The 20,401-nt window shown below is 38.3% G+C and carries 2 protein-coding genes; both read right to left on the reverse strand.

Going from position 1 to position 20,401, the window contains the following annotated elements; genetic code table 11:
• Positions 1-3,182: non-ribosomal peptide synthetase (locus AR442_RS20995; RefSeq protein ID WP_157843470.1), on the reverse strand; the 3,182-nt coding region annotated here is incomplete at its 3' end.
• Positions 3,183-3,193: 11 nt separating this feature from the next.
• Positions 3,194-20,296 carry a non-ribosomal peptide synthetase gene (locus tag AR442_RS15125; RefSeq protein WP_053285367.1) on the reverse strand — a complete coding sequence of 5,701 codons (17,103 nt, stop codon included), beginning with the start codon at positions 20,294-20,296 and terminating at the stop codon, positions 3,194-3,196.
• Positions 20,297-20,401: the final 105 nt, after the last annotated feature.

A 20,401-nucleotide genomic window follows, 5' to 3' on the forward strand; every position in this document is an offset into this window, starting at 1 on the left:
AAAACCGGTGCCTCTTCTTTAAATACTTCTTTCCAATAGTTTCTCTGACTCTCCAGGTTTCTGCCACGCATCCATTCACTATAATCTTTGTATTGTAGTTCAAGTGGTTGTAATTCTTCACCGTTATACAATCGTGAGAAATCTTCGATTAATAGATTTAGCGTCTGATGATCGGAAATAATATGGTGCATATCAAATAGTAAAATATAGTTGTTCCGATTTCTTTCTTTGACTACTTTAAAACGCATGAGCGGTGCTGTTCCGATGTCAAACGGGCGTACAAATTGTTCCATGTCAGCGTCACTGTAGCTGTCGGTCTCTTCATATTCCACTTGGTAGAATACCTCGTCTGCAATGACTTGATATGCTCCTTCTTCGGTCATTACAAAACTTGTTCGCAGCGACTCATGACGCTTAATCAGACGATCTATGGCTTGTTGTATTTTTTCTAAATCAAGGTTACCCGTTACTTCTAGCGCTGACGCCATGTTATATGCAGTACTGTTGCCTTCCATCTGATCCAGAATAAACAATCGTTTCTGTGTAGAGGATGCTGGATAAGCTTCTCTCTGTTCTGCTTGTGGTATTGGACTATATTCGCCTTCTCCCGCGGCCTCAATCTTTCTCGACAACATGACAGGAGTTGGTAAACTAAATATATCTTTGACTGGCAAACGAATCCCTGTCTTCTTCTCGATGGCATTAATGGCTGCCGTCGCTTTTAACGAATGTCCTCCCAGTTCAAAGAAACTATCCTCTATGCCGACTGGAGATATTCCTAGAATTTCCTCAAATACATCTACGATTGCTTGCTCCGTCTTATTACTTGGTGGTACGTATTTCGAGCTTTCTAACATATCTGGCTCTGGCAACCTAGTTTTATCCAGCTTTCCATTTATGGTTAGTGGAAATTCATCGATCTGTATCATAAAGGCAGGAATCATATACTCTGTTACTTCTTCTCTTATCGCTTCCTTAATTTCGGGTATAATTAATTCTTGACCCTTCTCTCCAATGAGATATGCACAGAGAATTTCATCGTTTCCAACTTCTTTTACAACAACGACAGCATCCGTGATGTTACTCTGTTTTCTTAATACACTTTCAATTTCCCCTAACTCTATCCTGTAACCACGGACTTTCACTTGTTCATCTATACGGCCTAAATACTCTATATTTCCATCTGGCTGCCAACGTGCTAAATCTCCTGTACGGTACAGTTTTCCCTCACCGAAGGGATTTTGAATAAACTTCTTATCTGTCAATTCTGGCTGATTCAAATAACCTCTTGCTAAACCATCTCCTGCAATGCACAACTCGCCAGGTATTCCAATACCGCATAGCTCCATTTCATTTAGAAGATATACCTTTGTATTTGCAATCGGACGTCCAATGGTAATGGAAGTAGAGTCTGTATTCACTCTAAAACTAGTTGCATTTACAGTAGATTCTGTAGGACCATATGTGTTTAGCACTTCTACCTTTTTCGCCCATTCTTTTAAAGTTTCTAGACGACCTGCCTCTCCACCTGACTCCAGCAAACGAAGCGTCGGTAATGCGTCAACACACAACCCGTCTATTAACTTAGGTGTCAATGAAGCTGTTGTAACATTATTTCGATCGATATATTTTTGTAGTTGCTCCATATCATAGGTTAAATGTTTTGGTACAATGCATAATGCCGCACCATTGCATAGTGCAGGGAAGATATCTCCCACCGCTTGGTCAAAAGATACATTTGCAAATTGCAGCACCGTATCCTTGTCGTTCAGTGCAAATGTTTCCTTATATGTGACCCACATATTGACCACATTTCGATGTTCAATTAAAACTCCTTTAGGGTTTCCAGTTGTACCAGAAGTGTAGATACAATACACTAAATCATTAGACCTGTTAACATGCAAAAGATTGTCCGTTTCATTAGCATAATTATTCTCATCTTCTAAATCTAATACCGGAATCCCTACCTTCCCTGGCAGCTTATTCTTATACGTCAATACAATCTTTGGACTACTGTCCTCCAGCATATAGTGAATTCTATTATCTGGATATTCCGGATTGATGGGTACATAAGCTCCCCCTGCCTTGATGATTGCTAATATTCCTACAATCATTTCCATGCTACGCTCTGTAACTAGAGCCACCAAATCGTTTGGAACTACTCCTAAATCCCGAAGAGTACGCGCCAACTGATTTGCTCTCTCATTCAGCTCGGCATATGTCATCTGTTTATCATCAAATTTAAGTGCAATATGTTCTGCTGTTTTCTCTACCTGATTCTCAAATAAGCTGACAACTGTTTGTTCTCGAGAGTATTCTACATTCGTTGCATTGAAATCAACCAATATCTTCTCTTGTTCCCTGATATCAAGCATATGCAAATCTTTAAGTTTTTTTTCTGGATGTGTTACTGCTTCCTCAAGCAGCGTTACATAATGCCTTGCCATATATTCAATCGTTTCTTGTTTGAATAAATCTATGCAATACTCAAAATCAATTTCATACCCTTCTGACACACATTCAACCAGAACGGATAAGTCAAACTTTGAAACATTTCTTTTAATAAATGCACTTTTTCCGCCCAATAGGCCTTGCATTTCCGTCGGTTTTTTCTTTTCTTTTAATCCGAACATAAAATCAAATATCGGATTTCTTGAGAGATCTCTTTTCTTCTCTACGGCTTCAACTAAATCTTCAAATTGGTATTCTTGGTTATCATAAGCCTGCAGACACTTCTCCTTCACAGCTAATATCAAATGCTCAAAGGTCTCATCCGGACTAACTTCTCCCTTGATCACCAGAGTATTGACAAACATCCCCAACATACCCTTAGTATCTGCATGAACTCGGCCTGACACGGTAGTTCCTACAATAATATCCTTTTGGCGACTATATTTGGCTAATAATAAAATGAACACAGATAGGGTAACCATAAATTCAGTAGCACCATGCTTTAGGGCTAGATTTTTAACCCCTGAGCTTAATGGCTCTTTTACCTTTGCTACAACATTGGCTCCCCTGAAAGACTGGATTTGAGGACGGAGGAAATCCGTCTTCAAATCCACCCTGGCAATTTCACCAGCGAATTCCCTCCTCCAATATTCTTCCTGTTTTGAGATATCATAAAAATTCTGCCATACGCTGAAATCTTTATACTGGATTCGGTTAGAATTTTTATTCATAAGTTCTCCTCTTATTCATGATCAGTTTCATCATTTTCATAAAATTCGTTCACCTGATGCAGTATAACTGGCAGGCTTTCTCCATCACATATAATGTGATGAATATCAACAAATAGATAGGATGCCGTTGTTGTCTTCATTAATTTCACACGCATCAACGGTGCTTCGGATAAATTAAACGGTTGTATAAATTTATCGTATTCTGTTTGTACATCTATTTCGTCCACTTCGCTGTAGTCTATTAAAACCCTTGCGTCTGGAGAAATCGTTTGAATGGGTTCACCGTCCACAACATGGAAACTAGTTCGCAGTATCTCTTCTTGCTGTAACAGCTTATCCAAAGCCTTCTGTAGCCTTTCTTTATCCAGCGGTTCTTCGTAGGCATAGACATCCGATACGTTGTAGTTAATGTTAGGTCCGGTCATCTCGTCTAGAAGATAGAGTCGTTTCTGAGCTGAACTTGTAGGGTAGTATTCAGCTGCTGAAGCTTGTTCTATTGCCACAAACATCTCGTTCTCAATCGACTCGATATTTCCCGCTATCTGCTCGGGCGTACCAAAAGTAAAAACATCTCTAATTGACAATCTTACTCCTATGGCCTTCTCCAATTCATTGCACAAGAGCACTGCTTTCAGTGACGATCCCCCTAGATCAAAGAAGCTATCAGTTACACTGACTTTTTCAATATCTAGAATGTTCTCAAATGCCTGCACGATCAGAGTTTCATATTCATTTCGTGGTGCAATATATTCCTTTGACTTATACTGCGGCTGTGGTAAAGAGGCTTTGTCAAGTTTCCCGTTACTTGTCAGCGGAATCGCATCAACCGAAATAATATGTGCAGGCACCATGTAATCTGGTAATACTTTACTTAACTTGATCTTAACGTCCTTTTCTTCTATTTCTGTCTCAGTTATTACATAGGCACACAGGAATTTCTCATTCCTTTTGTCTTCTCGCACTATGACTACAGCTTCATTTATGCCTTCAAGCTCCAATAAACGGCTTTCTACTTCTCGTGGTTCAATACGATATCCTCTGATTTTTGCTTGGTCATCCATCCGTCCAATATATTCAATGTTTCCGTTAGGTAACCAACGTGCCAAATCACCTGTCCGATACATCTTTCCGGATCCAAATGGGTTGTGTACAAACTTCTCGTCTGTCAGGTCTTGTCGATTTAAATATCCTTGAGATACACCCTCACCTGTTATACATAACTCACCTGGAACTCCAATTCCACAAAGTTCATTTCCATTTAACATATAAATCTTCAATGTTGGAAGTGGCTTTCCTATGTCGCTAATTCCTTTCTCGATGGCTTCAGCATCAATATCGCGATAAGTAGCGTATACCGTGGTCTCTGTAGGCCCGTACATATTAACCAGACGACAATGCCTATTGTTCTCATGCCATTTCTTCAAATGTGTTGGATAAAGTGCCTCTCCTGCAAAAATAACATATCGTAAACTATTTATTGTTTGTCCTGTCGTTGCATCGATCAACGCATAAAATGGCGAAGGTACCTGGCATAAGATTGTTACCGCTTCTTTTTGCAAAAGCTCTCCAAAAGCATATCCATCTTTTACCGTATCTTCAGAAGGAATTACAAGCTTTGCTCCATTTAATAGGCATCCGAATATTTCCCAAACCGAAACATCAAAACAATAAGAATGGAATTGAACCCAAATATCATTTTCATAGAAATCAAGCTTAAACTTGTCATTCTTAAGTAATCGCACTACATTTACATGCTGAACCATAACACCCTTAGGCCTGCCAGTCGTACCAGAGGTATAAATTACATACATCAAATCACTTGATTGATTTACATGGACAAGGTTACTGCATTCCATTTTATAATTTGCCTCATCATGAAGATTCATGATAGGAATGTCAGCTTCAGGTTCTTTTGTACCGCATAATACGACCTTTGGTTTACAGTCATTAATGATATAATTAATTCTTTCCTCTGGATAAGATGGATCAACCGGTACGTAAGCTGCTCCAGCCTTTAAAATAGCGTATATACCCACCACCATCTCCAAACACTTCTCTGTTGAGATCACCACAAAGTCATTGGGTTGAATGTTATAGTCCTTACGAAGCTTTCTTGCCAGAGCATTCGCCCGTTCATTTAATTGTGCATAGGTCAGCTGTTGTCCATTAAATGTAATTGCTATACTATTAGGTATTCTGGCAGCCTGCTCTTCAAGTAACTGCACAATCGTCTTATTATCAGGGTATTCTGCATCCGTCATATTGAACTCATCCAATATTTTTGCTTCTTCGTTCATATCTACCATGGCAATATCCTGCAGCTTCTTTTCCGGAGACATTAAAACTCCTTCAATTAGTGTTAAGAAGTGTTTTGCCATGTACTCGATCGTTTCTGGTTTGAATAAGTCTGTAGAATATTCAAAATCAATCTTATAGCCTTCTGAATCACTTATCATGGTTAAGGTAAGATCAAATTTAGAAATACTTCCTTCAACGGATTCCCTCGTTCCAAATTGAATTCGATCCGAATAACTCTCTCTCTCATCGTCCTGCAATACAAACATCACATCGAATACTGGGTTTCTTGAGTAATCTCTCTTTACTCCCACTGCTTCAACTAAATCCTCGAACTGATAATCCTTGTTATCGTATGCCTGTAAACATTTCTCTTTTATACCTAATAATACATCCTCAAATGAATCATCGGAGCAGACATTCCCTTTGATTGCCAGAGTGTTTACAAACATGCCCAACATATTTCGGGTATCCGTATGGTTTCGTCCCGATATTGGAGTTCCTACTATAATTTCTTCCTGTCGACTGTATTTTCCTAACATAGAGAAAAAGATGGATAACAAAACCATAAACTCAGTTGCACCATACTTCTTCGCTAACTCTTTTACTTGAATACTCGTGTTTTCTTCTACCTGTGTTCGGAAATTAGCACCTCTAAAACTTTGTTTATGAGGGCGTGGATAATCCATGATTAAATCCAGGACTGGTATATCACCAGAAAATTCTTTCTTCCAGTACGCTGCCTGTTCTGTTATATCTCTAGCATTTTGCCAAACACAAAAGTCTTTATACTGTACTCGTGGTGTTAACAATTCTCTTCCTTCATATAACTCTTGTATTTTGTAGAGCATAATCGGCATGCTTTCTGCGTCACATAAAATATGGTGAATATCCAAAAATAAGTATGAATCATTTGGAGTATCCAGTATTTTTGCACGCATTAGTGGTGATTTTGACAGGTCAAATGGTTGGACGAAAGTATTATATTCATCCTGGATATACTGTGAATCTGCTGTATTAACTTCACTGTGCTCCAGCACAATTCTTGCATCTGAAGAAATTTTTTGAATTGGCTCACCATTCACTATATGGAAGCTTGTCCTCAAAATTTCCTCTTGCTCTACTAATTGATCCAATGCTCTCTGAAGTCGCTCATTGTCTGGTTTAACTTTAAGCTTGATTACTAAAGGAATATTATAAGTTGTACCAGGACCTGTTAGTTGGTCTAAAAGATAAAGTCTCTTTTGAGCTGAACTTATAGAATAGCTTTCTGCTTCTGCTATTTCTGGTATTTCTTCAAACGTATTTACAACCTTTGAGTTTTTAATTTGTTCTGCAATATTTTTTGGTGTAACTAAATCAAAAATTTCTCTAAGTGGTAACCTTACCCCTGCACTCTTCTCTAATTCATTACACAGCCGGATTACATTAAGCGAGTATCCACCCAAATCAAAGAAATTGTCGTTTACACTTACTCTATCCACACCAAGTACATATTCAAATGCCTCTACTACCAATTTCTCCGTCTGGGTCCTTGGTGCCTCATAACCCCTGATCATCTGACTTTCTTCAATATTCTTTTCCGGGTCCGGCAATAATTTACGATCTACCTTACCATTTGCAGATAGTGGAATCTCATCTACCTGTATGAATTGTGCCGGGATCATATAATCAGGCAGATATTTGGCTAACTCTCTTTTTATTTCTGCCAATTCTACTGTCTCATCTGCAACAATATACCCACACAGCTGCTTCTCTCCATGTGAATCACTATAATCAGCGACTACGGACTGGTGAATATTTGGCAAATGATTGATACAGTGTTCTATTTCTCCCAGTTCGACACGATGTCCACGTATCTTTACTTGACTGTCTTTTCTTCCAAGGAAGTCTACATATCCTTCCTGACGCATGACACCATAATCACCTGTTTTGTACAGATACCCTAATCTATGGTTGATAAAGGCGGCCTTCGTCTTCTCTTCTTCATTGAGATAACCTACGGCGACTCCTTTTCCACCAATATGCAGTTCTCCTGGAACGCCTATCGGGCATTCCTCTCCCCATTCATCCAGTACATAAATTTGTTGATTTTTCAACGGATAGCCATAAGGGATACTTTTCCACTCCGGCTTCACTTCTGTGATTGGGAAATAGATGGACCATATAGTGCCTTCTGTTGCTCCACCTAACCCGATGACTTGTGCTTTTGGCATTCTTGTTTTGATTTTCTCCGGCAAACCAAGAGCAATCCAGTCTCCACTTAGCATCACCCTACGTAAGCGTTCTGCTGCAGATCTCTGCACTGTATCTTGTTTTGTATTCTCCAGATACATATCCATAATGGCCGGAACCGAGTTCCATATCGTGATTTCTTCTTCGATCATGATCTGATGAATGCTGGCCACATCTAAGAGATCGGGAATTAATACTAACTGGGCTCCACTAATGAGTGCTCCAAAAATATCATAGACAGATAAATCAAAGCTCATCGATGATAGGGCAATGATTTTATCTTCGCTGCCTACTTTGAATCTCTCATTAATATCTAATAGTGTATTCACTACTGCCTCATGGGTGATCACAACGCCCTTAGGCTGTCCAGTACTTCCTGACGTATAGATAGCATAGGCTCTATCCTGCTGGCAGCCTTCTAGCGATTCCAAGGCACCATCGTTATAGGTGGAAAGGTTCTCTTTTTCATATAAATCCGGATGAATCATGAGCTTGATATCACTATTTTCCACGATATATTCTATTCTTTCCTCAGGATGTTCCGGGTTCACAGGAATATAAGCATGGCCGGCTTTTAAAATAGCCACCGTATTTACAATGGTCTCGATTCGTCTCTCTGCCCAAACGCCAATATAAGAATTGTGCGCATAGTTTTGTTCTGCTAAATAACGAGCGACCTGATTGGATTTTCTCGCCAACTCGCCATAAGTCAATGTATCCTGTCCTAATTTGACTGCAATAGCATCTGGCGTCTTCTGACATTGCCGGTCTATTAATCTTTGCAGTAAATCCCCTTCATAATCTCCTTGTGTATCATTGTAATCAAGCAGTAGTTCAGACTGTGTTACAGGCAGCGGCATAGATGAAAGATTATTGTCTATAACTTGCTGCAATCGAAGTTGATACGTTTCAAACATGGCACGGATCATATCTTCATCAAGCAAATCCTCCACATAATCCCAAGTCATCATTAATTGTCCGTCGCTTTCCGCAACTTGGAAGTCCAAAAATACTTCAGGGGCCTGATTTATTCCGTATTTCAATTCTCCCCTACTACCTATATTGGCATTGAAAGAATCCACTTCGCCACGAAGCATGCTTGTAAATATAATTGGCATTATAGCTTGAGCTTCTTGACCACGATGTTCAGCCAGATCACGCAGGAAATCAACCCCACTGTAAAATCTGTGGTTTAACGCTTCAAATAACCGATTCTGAATCTCAGTAGTTCTTTCCCAAAATGGTCTGTGAGATGATAAATCGATATCCAACAACAATTTTGATACAAAATCCCCCATCAGCGACATTCCATCTTGATGAAAAGGCTGATTACTAAACAGATTTAAGCTAAGTGCCATATTGGATTGATTGCTCCATTTAAATAGAACTTCCGCATATATTGTGCACAATAACGCAGATGGTGCAATTCTGTTATCCAAAGCTTTGTTTCTCACAATCGCCCAGTCTTTTGCAGAAATTTTCGTTTCTAAACGTTTTACTGTTGCGTTGTTTACAGCACTCCCATTAGAAAGAAGCGGTAACTGTGGTGCATCCGGGAAATCACCTACTTTCTTCTTCCAGTAGGCTTGATCTCTTTGATGCAATGCTTTCATCAAATCTGAAACTTGCCGTGCCAAAAGATTGGCATGATTATCAAGCTCTGCTTGGGTCGAATCTTTCTCCTCTTTCTTAACATCCTCTTTCTTAAGTAGCTTTTGCAAACGATCTTCTGGATTCTTGACAACTTCTGAAAGCAATGAAACATAATCATCCAACATTTGCTTTATCGTTTCCTGTTTAAATAAATCTGTAGAATACTCTAAATTGACCACATAACCCTCTGATGTGTGTATTACCATTAAATTCAGATCAAACTTAGCTACTTTTCCTTCCATTGGTACCCATGTTCCACTCATAATGCTCTTTGAACCAGACATAATTTCACTCTCTGGCATCATAAACATTACATCAAATAATGGATTTCTTGATAAATCTCTCTTTACATCTACTGCCTCAACCAAGTCTTCATATTGAAAGTCCTGATTATCGTACGCAAGAAGACATTTTTCTTTTACTCCTAGCAATACTTGTTCAAAACTCTCCTCTTGTTTCACATTTCCTTTGATAGCCAAGGAGTTTACAAACATCCCCAGCATGTCTTGTGTATCAACGTGGGTTCTACCTGATACAGGAGTTCCGACTATAATTTCTTCCTGTTGACTGTACTTGCTCAATAGAAGCATAAAGGTTGATAACATAATCATGAATTCCGTAGCACCATGCTTCTTCGCTAATTCTTTTATTTCCATAAAAACTGGTTCTTCAATCTTAGTTTTTACGTCGGCTCCATTGAAGCTCTTTTTCTTAGGACGTTGGAAATCTGTATTCAAATTTAGTATTGGAATTTCGCCTGAGAACTCGTTCTTCCAATATGCCGCCTGCTTCGTAATATCCTGAGTCATTTGCCAAGCAGAGAAATCTTTATAATGAACCCTTGGCATTGATAAAGTATTTCCTTCATATAACTCGCTTATCCAGTTCATCATAATAGGCAGACTTTCTCCATCAGAAACAATATGATGAATATCCAGCATCAAGTATGAAGCTTGTGGCGTCTGTAGTAACTTAACCCGCATCAAAGGTGCTTTGGATAAATCAAATGGGCAAACAAAACGATCATATTCATCTTGAATATCTAGTGTATCTGCTTCTTTGTATTCTAATACTACTCTCGCATCTGGTTGAATCACTTGAACTGGCTCTCCATTAATAAGATGGAAGCTGGTTCTCAATACTTCTTCTCTCTCTAAGAGTTTATCTAACGCTCCCTGTAGCTGCTCTTTATCCAGAGTGTTTTCATATTTTATGACATTCGAAATGTTATAGGAAATACTAGGACCTACTATCTCATTGAGAAGATAAAGTCGCTTTTGAACAGAACTCATAGGATAGAACTCTGCTTTAGCTATTTTCGGTATTTCCGAAAAACTATCATATTGTAAACTTCCAATTCTTTCTGCAATACGTTTGGGTGTAGATAAAGCAAATATTTCACTAAGCTTCAGTTTTATACCGATTGTCTTTTCTAATTCATTACACAATAATGTAACTTTCAGTGAATGACCACCCAAGTCAAAAAAGCTATCATGGACACTAATTTCTGTTACTCCTAGGATTTTCTCAAATGCTTCAACTACTAACTTCTCTTCTCTATTTGTTGGTGCTGCATATTCCTTAGACTTGTATTCTGGTTCTGGTAGTGCCGCTTTGTCCAGCTTTCCATTATGACTTAATGGAATTTGGTCAATTCGAATAATATATAAAGGAACCATATAGTCTGGTAACTTCTTGCGTAATTCACTCTTGATTGTATCTTCGTCTAATTTTTCTACTTCTGTATGAACGACTACATAAGCACACAGATATTTTTCTCCTTGCTTGTCTTGTCGTACTACAACGGCTGCTCCACTAACTCCTTCGAGTTCCATCAAAGTACTTTCAATTTCTCCTGGTTCGATTCTGAAACCTCTTATCTTAACCTGATCATCTATACGGCCAAGGTACTCAATATTTCCATCCGGTATCCACCGTGCCAGATCACCTGTTTTATACATCATTCCTGAACCAAAAGGATTTTTAATAAATTTCTGTGCTGTCAATTCTTCACGATTTAAGTATCCACGCGACACACTTTCTCCTGCAATACATAATTCCCCTGGTACACCTATTCCGGCTATTTTTTCATTTGATAATATATAAATTTGTGTATTACTAATAGGCTTACCAATCCATACTTTATCTACATTTAAGTCTGTTGGACAATGATATCCACTGGAATTAACTGTAGTTTCTGCTGGACCATAGAGATTCAGTAGTTCTGCTCTTACTTGTCCTTTTTCCCTTAATTGATTATAATGTCTCACACTTTCTGCATTCAGTTTCTCACCAATATTAATGATATAACGTAGCGTATTTATTCTCTCTTTGCTCATATCTAATTCTTCTAAGAACATATTGAACATTGAAGGAACGAACTGGATTGCATTGACTTTATAATCCTGAATTACCTTGATGATCTTATCACTTTGTCTTTCGTCTCCTTGTTGCAAAATAACAAGTTTACCACCCGCTAACATCCACCAAAATACTTCCCAGGCAAAAACATCAAAGGCACAAGTGGTCTTCATTAAAAGAGATTCTCCCTCGTGTAATGGATATTCTCTTTGTGTCCACATCTGCTGATTGACTATATTCCGATGCTCTACCATAACTCCTTTTGGTTTTCCTGTTGTACCCGATGTATAAACCAGATAAATAAGATCATGAGGAGTATTTACATGTTCAGGATTCTCTGCACCTTCTTCATAATTGCTTGCACTATATAAGTCGACAACCTTTTCAGGGGAAATATTATACTTTCCATGACCAATTAAAACCGCTTTCGGCTGGCTATCTTCCAATATATACTCGATGCGTTCTTCTGGATAAAACGGGTCAATTGGTACATATGCTGCACCCGACTTCAGGATGGCATATAATCCGACCACCATCTCAATACTTCTTTCTGCTATAATCGCAACAAAATCATCAGGCTGGACATGGTATTCCCGTCGTAACCTTAATGCAAGTTTATTGGCACGAGCATTTAATTCAGCGTAACTCAATTGCTCATTCCCGCATACCACTGCTGTATTATGGGGTGTTCTTGCTACTTGTTCCTCAAATAATTGGACAATGGTCTTGTCTCTTGGATAGTCACGATCCGTTGCGTTAAACTGTACTAATTCTTTCATTTCTTCCGCTTCATTTGTCATGCCTAATTCGGTTAATTTCGTGTGTGGTGCTGCAATTGCTTGTTCCATAAGTCTTTGCAAATGGGAACCGATAATGTTTATTTCTTCCTTGTTATATAGCTTTGTACTGAATAGAATTCTAAAATGAAGACGATCACTCTTAAATGCTGTCATTCCCAAGTCATACCCGATTTGTTCGCGGTAATATTCAGATTCCACATTTAATTTGCCATCAATATTGATACTTGTTCCTTGATAGCCTTCAAAGAAGAATAAGGTTCCAATTAGATTCCTTCCTAATAAAGTACGATTCTGTATTTCTGCTAAAGAAAGAAAATCGTGATCATTTGCAGCAATTGCTTGGTCCTGTAATGATTTCAACAAATCGGCAAATGTGTCTTCGTTTGTTGTCGATATACGTACAGGTATTGTATTGATAAATAAACCAACGATTTCTTCAATACCTTCAATCTCTGCATTTCTACCAGATACAACCTTTCCAAAAACGACATCATTGGTTGAGTTGTATTTTTCCAATAAAACGCCCCAACAAGCTTCTACTAGCGTGTTCAATGTTACATCGTACTTGGCACATACCGCTTCTGCTTGTTCGGTTACCCCCAAGCTTAACTTAAACTCTTGACTCTGACTCTCTTCTTCTGTTTCTTCTGGACGACCCATATGTAGAATATCAGCCCTTGTCTCATATCCTTGAAGAAGGTCTTCCCAATATTTAAGGCTCGGCTCTTTATCTTTTTCATTTAAATAATCTACAAATTTTTCATAGCTGCCCATTTTATTAGAAGCAGTCTTATTAGGTATTTTTAAACACTCTTCGTCTGTTGCCATATACGCATTAAACAAATCTCTACGCAAAATTGGCAAACACCAACCATCTAAAATAATATGATGGTTCGTCATGATCAACCGATATCCACTATTGTTTATTTTTATCAGATTCATACGAACTAGTGTATCTTCTTCTAAATCAAATCCACGTTTTACATCTTGTTCCTTTAAATCAAGATAATCGGATTCATTATCTACTTCCATATAATTAAATTCCAGATTTCTTTCTTTCAATACAACTTGTCTTGGCACACTTACTCCCCGATAACAGATCTTTGTACGTAAAATATCATGCTGTGTTGCTAGAGATTCAAAAGCTTTGTGCATCTTCTCTACATCTACTTCCGTCAATCGCAACGTCTGCTGAACAACATACTTCGTAGAGGATTCATCCAAAAGCTTCTCATAGAGCATTCCCTCTTGCACAGGAGCCAAAGGATAGATACGTTGAACTTCTTCGCCGCGGTTTTTGGCAGCTTCCTGTACATAACAAAATTCGCTATCTTTCCATACCCTCTCACCAAAATCACTTGCCGTTGACTCACTCTTCTGTGCATGGGAGCAATGTTCTGCGACCGCTATCAGTTCTTCTTCATATGCTTTTCCTATTTGCTCAATTCTCTCAGCTAAATAACGACTGCTGTTGCAGGTTACTGTCATAGATAAACTACCATTTTGCACATGACCTATGACGTTAATGGATGGTCCAAATTGATTGCGAGGATCCGTATCCTGTCCATAACCCAGTTGTGAAAACTCAAAATATGGATCGCCAGATTCTTTCTTTGTTCCTAGTTCTCCAAGATAATTAAATGATATATCTGGTGCCACTTCCACATCCATTTCTTCTGAATTAACCATGTCTGCATACTTTATGAGGCCATAATCAATTCCATGTGCTGGCACACGTCGTAGGTTCTCTTTCGTATTTCGAATATCCTGAGCAATATTAGTGCCTAACTCTTCTAAAACTACGGGATATATACTAGTGAACCATCCTATTGTCCTACCTAAATCAAAAGACCCTACTGTTTCTTCACGACCATGTCCTTCCATCTGTATAGCAAGCGTTCTCTGACCTGTTACTTTGTTTACCGCACGTCCCAGTGCTGTTACAAGTAAGTCATTAATCTCTGTATTATAAGCATGTGCACTTTCTTTTAATAACTTTTCTGTGATCGTGGAATTAAGACATACCACGGCTGTCTTTGGTTCGAATTTATCATCAGTGCTATCTTCTTTTAACTTGCCATCAACCAATTTATTTTCTAACTCTGACCAGTAAGCTATCCTTCTCTTTAACTTTTCACTCTGGCTGTAACGAGCTAATCCTTCGCTCCATACTTTAAAGGAAACGGTTTTAGCTGGTAATGTTATCTCTTTCTGATTCAAAGCTTGAGAGTAGCCCTTCTCCAAATCCTCACTTAAAATTCGCCAGGAAATCACATCCATTATCATATGATGAGCTAGCAACATCATATAATCTTGCTCCGGCGTACTAAATAAAACAGCCTGCAATAATGGTCCTTCCGCCAAATCCATCTTTACTTTCGTTGTCTTAATTTTTTCCTGAATCTCTTCAGATTCACATGCTATTGTTGTAAAGCCGTACCATTTCTTATCTTCTACTTTCCCTATAACCTGTTTCTTATCTTTGTACGTAGCTCTCAACATATCATGATGCTGTACTAACGCAGACAAAGCTTTTTGTAGTGCCAGGACATTTAGTTTTTCACGAACCTTAAACACTTGGCATACATTAAAATGTTCAGGATTCATCATATTTTGTGCGAAGAAGTAGTTTTGAATTGGTGTCAGTGAAATCTCACCACTTATTTCTCCTTGCTCCGCAGGTATAATTTCTTTTTTCGTGGATAAATTCATGGCTATTAGCTTCGGTGTTCTCTCCATCAAAAGATTTCGCATGGAGCTATCGTATCCAGCTTCTCTTATCTTGTTTAGAATATGGATAGCCTTAATCGAATCTCCACCCAAATCAAAGAAATTGTCATTTACACTTACTCTTTCCATACCAAGTACATGTTCAAATGCCTCTACTACCAATTTTTCCGTCTGGGTCTTTGGTGCCTCATAACCCCTTATCATCTTACTTTCTTCAATATATTTTTCCGGGTTCGGCAATAATTTACGATCTACCTTACCATTTGCAGATAGTGGAATCTCATCTACCTGTATGAATTGTGCCGGGATCATATAATCAGGCAGATATTTTGCTAACTCTCTTTTTATTTCTGCCAATTCTACTGTCTCATCTGCAACAATATACCCACACAGCTGCTTCTCTCCATGTGAATCACTATAATCAGCGACTACGGACTGGTGAATATTTGGCAAATGATTGATACAGTGTTCTATTTCTCCCAGTTCGACACGATGTCCACGTATCTTTACTTGACTATCTTTTCTTCCAAGGAAGTCTACATATCCTTCCTGACGCATGACACCATAATCACCTGTTTTGTACAGATACCCTAATCTATGGTTGATAAAGGCGGCCTTCGTCTTCTCTTCTTCATTGAGATAACCTGCGGCGACTCCTTTTCCACCAATATGCAGTTCTCCTGGAACGCCTACCGGGCATTCTTCTCCACAATCATCCAGTACGTAAATTTGTTGATTTTTCAACGGATATCCATAAGGGATACTTTTCCACTCTGGCTTCACTTCTGTGATTGGGAAATAGATGGACCATATAGAGCCTTCCGTTGCTCCACCTAACCCGATCACTTGTGCTTTTGGCATTCTTGTTTTGATTTTCTCCGGCAAACCAAGAGAAATCCAGTCTCCACTTAGCATCACCATACGTAAGCGCTCTGCTGCAGATCTCCGCACTGTGTCTTGTTTTGTGCTTTCCAGATACATATCCATAATGGCCGGAACCGAATTCCATATCGTGATTTCTTCTTCGATCATGATCTGGTGAATGCTACTCATATCTAAAAGATCTGGAATTAATACTAACTGGGCTCCACTAATGAGTGCTCCAAAAATATCATAGACGGATAAATCAAAGCTCATCGATGATAGGGCTATGATTTTATCTTCGCTACCTACTTTGAATTTCTTATTAATATCTAATAATGTATTCACTACTGCTTCATGGGTGATCACAACACCCTTAGGATGTCCAGTACTTCCTGACGTATAGATAGCATAGGCTTTATCCTGCTGGCAGCCTTCTAACAGTTCTAAGGCGCCATCGTTATAGGTGGACAGGTTCTCTTTTTCATATAAATCCGGATGAATCATCAGCTTGATATCACTATGTTCCACGATATATTTTATTCTTTCCTCAGGATGTTCCGGATTCACAGGAATATAAGCATGGCCGGCTTTTAAAATACCCACCGTATTTACAATGGTCTCGATTCGTCTCTCTGCCCAAACTCCAATATAAGAATTGTGCGCATAGTTTTGTTCTGCTAAATAGCGAGCGACCTGATTGGATTTTCTCGCCAACTCGCCATAGGTCAATGTATCTTGTCCTAATTTGACTGCAATAGCATCTGGCGTCTTCTGGCATTGCTGGTCTATTAATCTTTGCAGTAAATCCCCTTCATAATCTCCTTGTGTATCATTGTAATCAAGCAGTAGTTCAGACTGTGTTACAGGCAGCGGCATAGATGAAAGATTATTGTCTATAACTTGCTGCAATCGAAGTTGATACGTTTCAAACATGGCACTGATCATATCTTCATCAAACAGATCCTTCGCATAATCCCAAGTCATCATTAATTGTCCGTCTCTTTCCGTGACTTGGAAATCTAAAAATACTTGAGGGGTCTGGCTTATTCCGTATTTTATTTTTCCTAATTTTGGCAGAACATCTGTAAATTCCGATTTATCGAATAACATACTAGTAAATACAATTGGCATAATCGCTTTACTAGTCATTTCTCTCTTACTTGCAATATTTCGTATAACATCAACACCACTATAAAAACGATGGTCTACTGCTTCAAATAATATATCTTGAACCATAGATGCTCTCTCCCAAAAAGCACTATGAACAGACAAATCAATATCTAACAGTAAAACTGATGTGAAATCTCCAATTAACTTCATTACGTCTGGATGAAAGGACTGCCGATTAAATAAAGTTAAATTAAGTGCCATTCTGGATTGATTGCTCCATTTGCCCAAAACTTCCGCATAAATTGTACATAAGAATACAGATGGTGTTACACCATACTGAGCTGCTAAGCCTTTCACAACATTCCATTCATGAGTTGTCAGACTCTTCTCCATGCGCTGAAATATTGGTCTCTCTATGAATTCTGGCTCACAAACTAATGGTAGCTGAGGTGCATAGGGAAAATCCTCTATTTTGGCTTGCCAATAGTCTTGAGCTTTTTGATAGGCGGAAGATTCACGAAAGCTCTCCAATGCCCTTACATAATCTGAAAATTGAAAGGTTAAAGGTTCAATCTCCATATTCGGTTTCTCATAATAATCCATTATCTCTTGTATTAAAATTAATAAACTGCCTCCATCAGCAATTAATAAGTCAATATCCAGGAAGAGATAATTTTTCTTCTCGCCAAGAATAAATGCAGACAACTCAAATAATGGCCAATGATCTTGTTGAAAAACAAAATGTGACCTGTGATTTCTTTTTTCCAATATACGTTTTTGTTGATCCTCTAAAGACAAGTCTTGTAAATCTTCAATACAAATATCATAAGAAGAATTAGAACGCCGAACTTTTTGCATTCCTGTATCATCAAAAATAGTACGCAGCATAAGCTGACGCTCTAAAACTCGATTCAATGCATCGTTTAAGCGTTTAATATCTAATTCTGTTTCAAACTCATAATAGGCATGTGTGGAGATGTTGCCCATTTCCATAATATTTTGTCTTCCAACTAAATAGGCTCCTTGTATTTCTGTTACCGGAAATGGCTCATACCACATGTCTTTATTCCCTGTTAATTCAGATGTTTGGACATCCTCTACCTGTAGTTGTTCCCCTACAATCGTAATTATTTGTTCTAGAGTAGACATTTTGAAAAGGCTTACAATGGGGATTTCAACTTGAAATCGTTGATTGATTTCATCCTGGAAACGAATCAACGTTAACGAACTAACTCCCATCCGAGAAATCGTATCGTCTACTTTCAAAGAAGGGATAGAGAATACTTCTTTTGCAATTTCAACGATTTGATTTTCAATCTCCGCTTTGTTCCATGCTGGCTTCTTTGCAGATTCCTTGCTACTCTCATAATAATATGGAGCTATTGCGATAACATCATCAAACTCATGATTCTCAAATCGCTCTATTAAAAGAAAACGTTGCACCTTTCCACTTGTTGTTTTCGGTATCGTTTTTATTGGAATTACATAATCTGCAGCTATTCCAACCCGTTCTAATACCATATCCTGCACTTGATGGGCAAGTGGCAAAAATGCCTTGGCATCTTTTCGATTATGTACAAATACTATAATTTCATCCCTGATCGATGACGGATTGCGAACACCACACACAACGACTTGAGACAACTCTGGGATCGCCAATGTTAACATATTTTCTATATCGCTAGCATAATAATTCTGACCATTCACAAACAGAATATCCTTCTTTCTGCCCATTACAATGAGTTCTCCATTGCGTAAAAGTCCTAAATCTCCTGTACAGAAGAAGCCCTGTTCATTAAAAGGGGAACTATCATGATTCATATATCCCTCAAATACATTTTTCCCCTTGATCACTATATTGCCTATGTAATTTTCCCCTAAGATGTGGTCTTCATCATCTACAATCAATATTTCTAATTCATATAATGGTTCTCCTACTATGGCAAACTCTGCTGCATTTGGCTCCTTCGTTTCTATATACTCCACTTCTTGACCAATACGAGCTTTATGACGGTTAATACATACACTTCTATTATGTCCTTCTTCAGGAATAGTAACAGCCAGACTAGCTTCTGCCATACCATAGACTTGATGGATCGTATTTTCACGCAAGCCAGAAGACGAGAATTTTTCATAAAATCGTCTAATGGTATCCATTGATATTGGTTCTGCACCACACATTATGTTTCGCACACTAGATAAATCAATATTTTCTAAATGTGAATCCTTTACAGTCTTTATCATCCAGTCTAATCCAAAATTCGGACTTACAAGCACCGTTGCTTTTAATTGCGCACATTTTTGAAGATATAGCCAAGATTTCTTTAAAAATGTACCCGAATTTAGAAGGGAATGAGATATACCCGCAAATATCGGAGTTAAATGATAACCGATCAAGCCCATATCATGTGTCAATGGTAACCAACTAGCCATGACATCATTTGTGTCTAGTTTCAAACGATCTACTATCTGTGCCAAATTATAAACTAGATTTTCATGTGTTAATTTTACTCCTTTAGGGTTACCTGTGCTGCCAGACGAATATTGTATATACGCTAAGTCCTGACAATCTACTGTAACGCATTGCCCCTCTTCCATATTACATGCTAAGGTTTCATACTCTAAGTATTTCAAATTATTGGCTTCATAACTTTCTCTAAACGTATTTAAATTTCTTTCATCAGTAATTATCCACGCATTCGGCAACTGCTCACTTACTTTCACTAACTTCTTGAAAGCTTCAGTGTCAGGCGATGCAATTAGCGGTACAGACAGAGGAACGGGGATCATGCCTCCTAAAATACAACCCCAAAACAACCTTATAAAGAATAAATTATTGTTTGTCTGAAAGATAATATAAGAGCCCTTCTGAAATCCCTGCTTTTGTAGTGCCCCTAAGATGGATTTGGCATTAAAATAAAGACTTTCATAAGACTCAAACAATTCAGAGCCATCGGATTGAGTAAAGTAAACTCCCCTTGATTTCTCGTTAGCATAAATTCCAAGTAATTGATCAAGTGTTATATTAACTCCATCCTCTAATACTGATTTTGTATAGGGTTTCATATTGCACCTCTTAAAAAGTTATTGTTTTTATGCTGCGATATTATCTTTGTTACAATTGATGCAACGTCTTGATCTTGCCTCATTAATATTAAAATTTATGTTGAG

It is taken from the genome of Bacillus velezensis (genome assembly GCF_001461825.1).
In the GTDB taxonomy this organism is placed as follows: domain Bacteria; phylum Bacillota; class Bacilli; order Bacillales; family Bacillaceae; genus Bacillus; species Bacillus velezensis.

Bases quoted from the DNA above. Each gene is read 5' to 3' on its own strand.
- AR442_RS15125 (WP_053285367.1), bottom strand. From the start codon at position 20,296: ATGAAACCCTATACAAAATCAGTATTAGAGGATGGAGTTAATATAACA.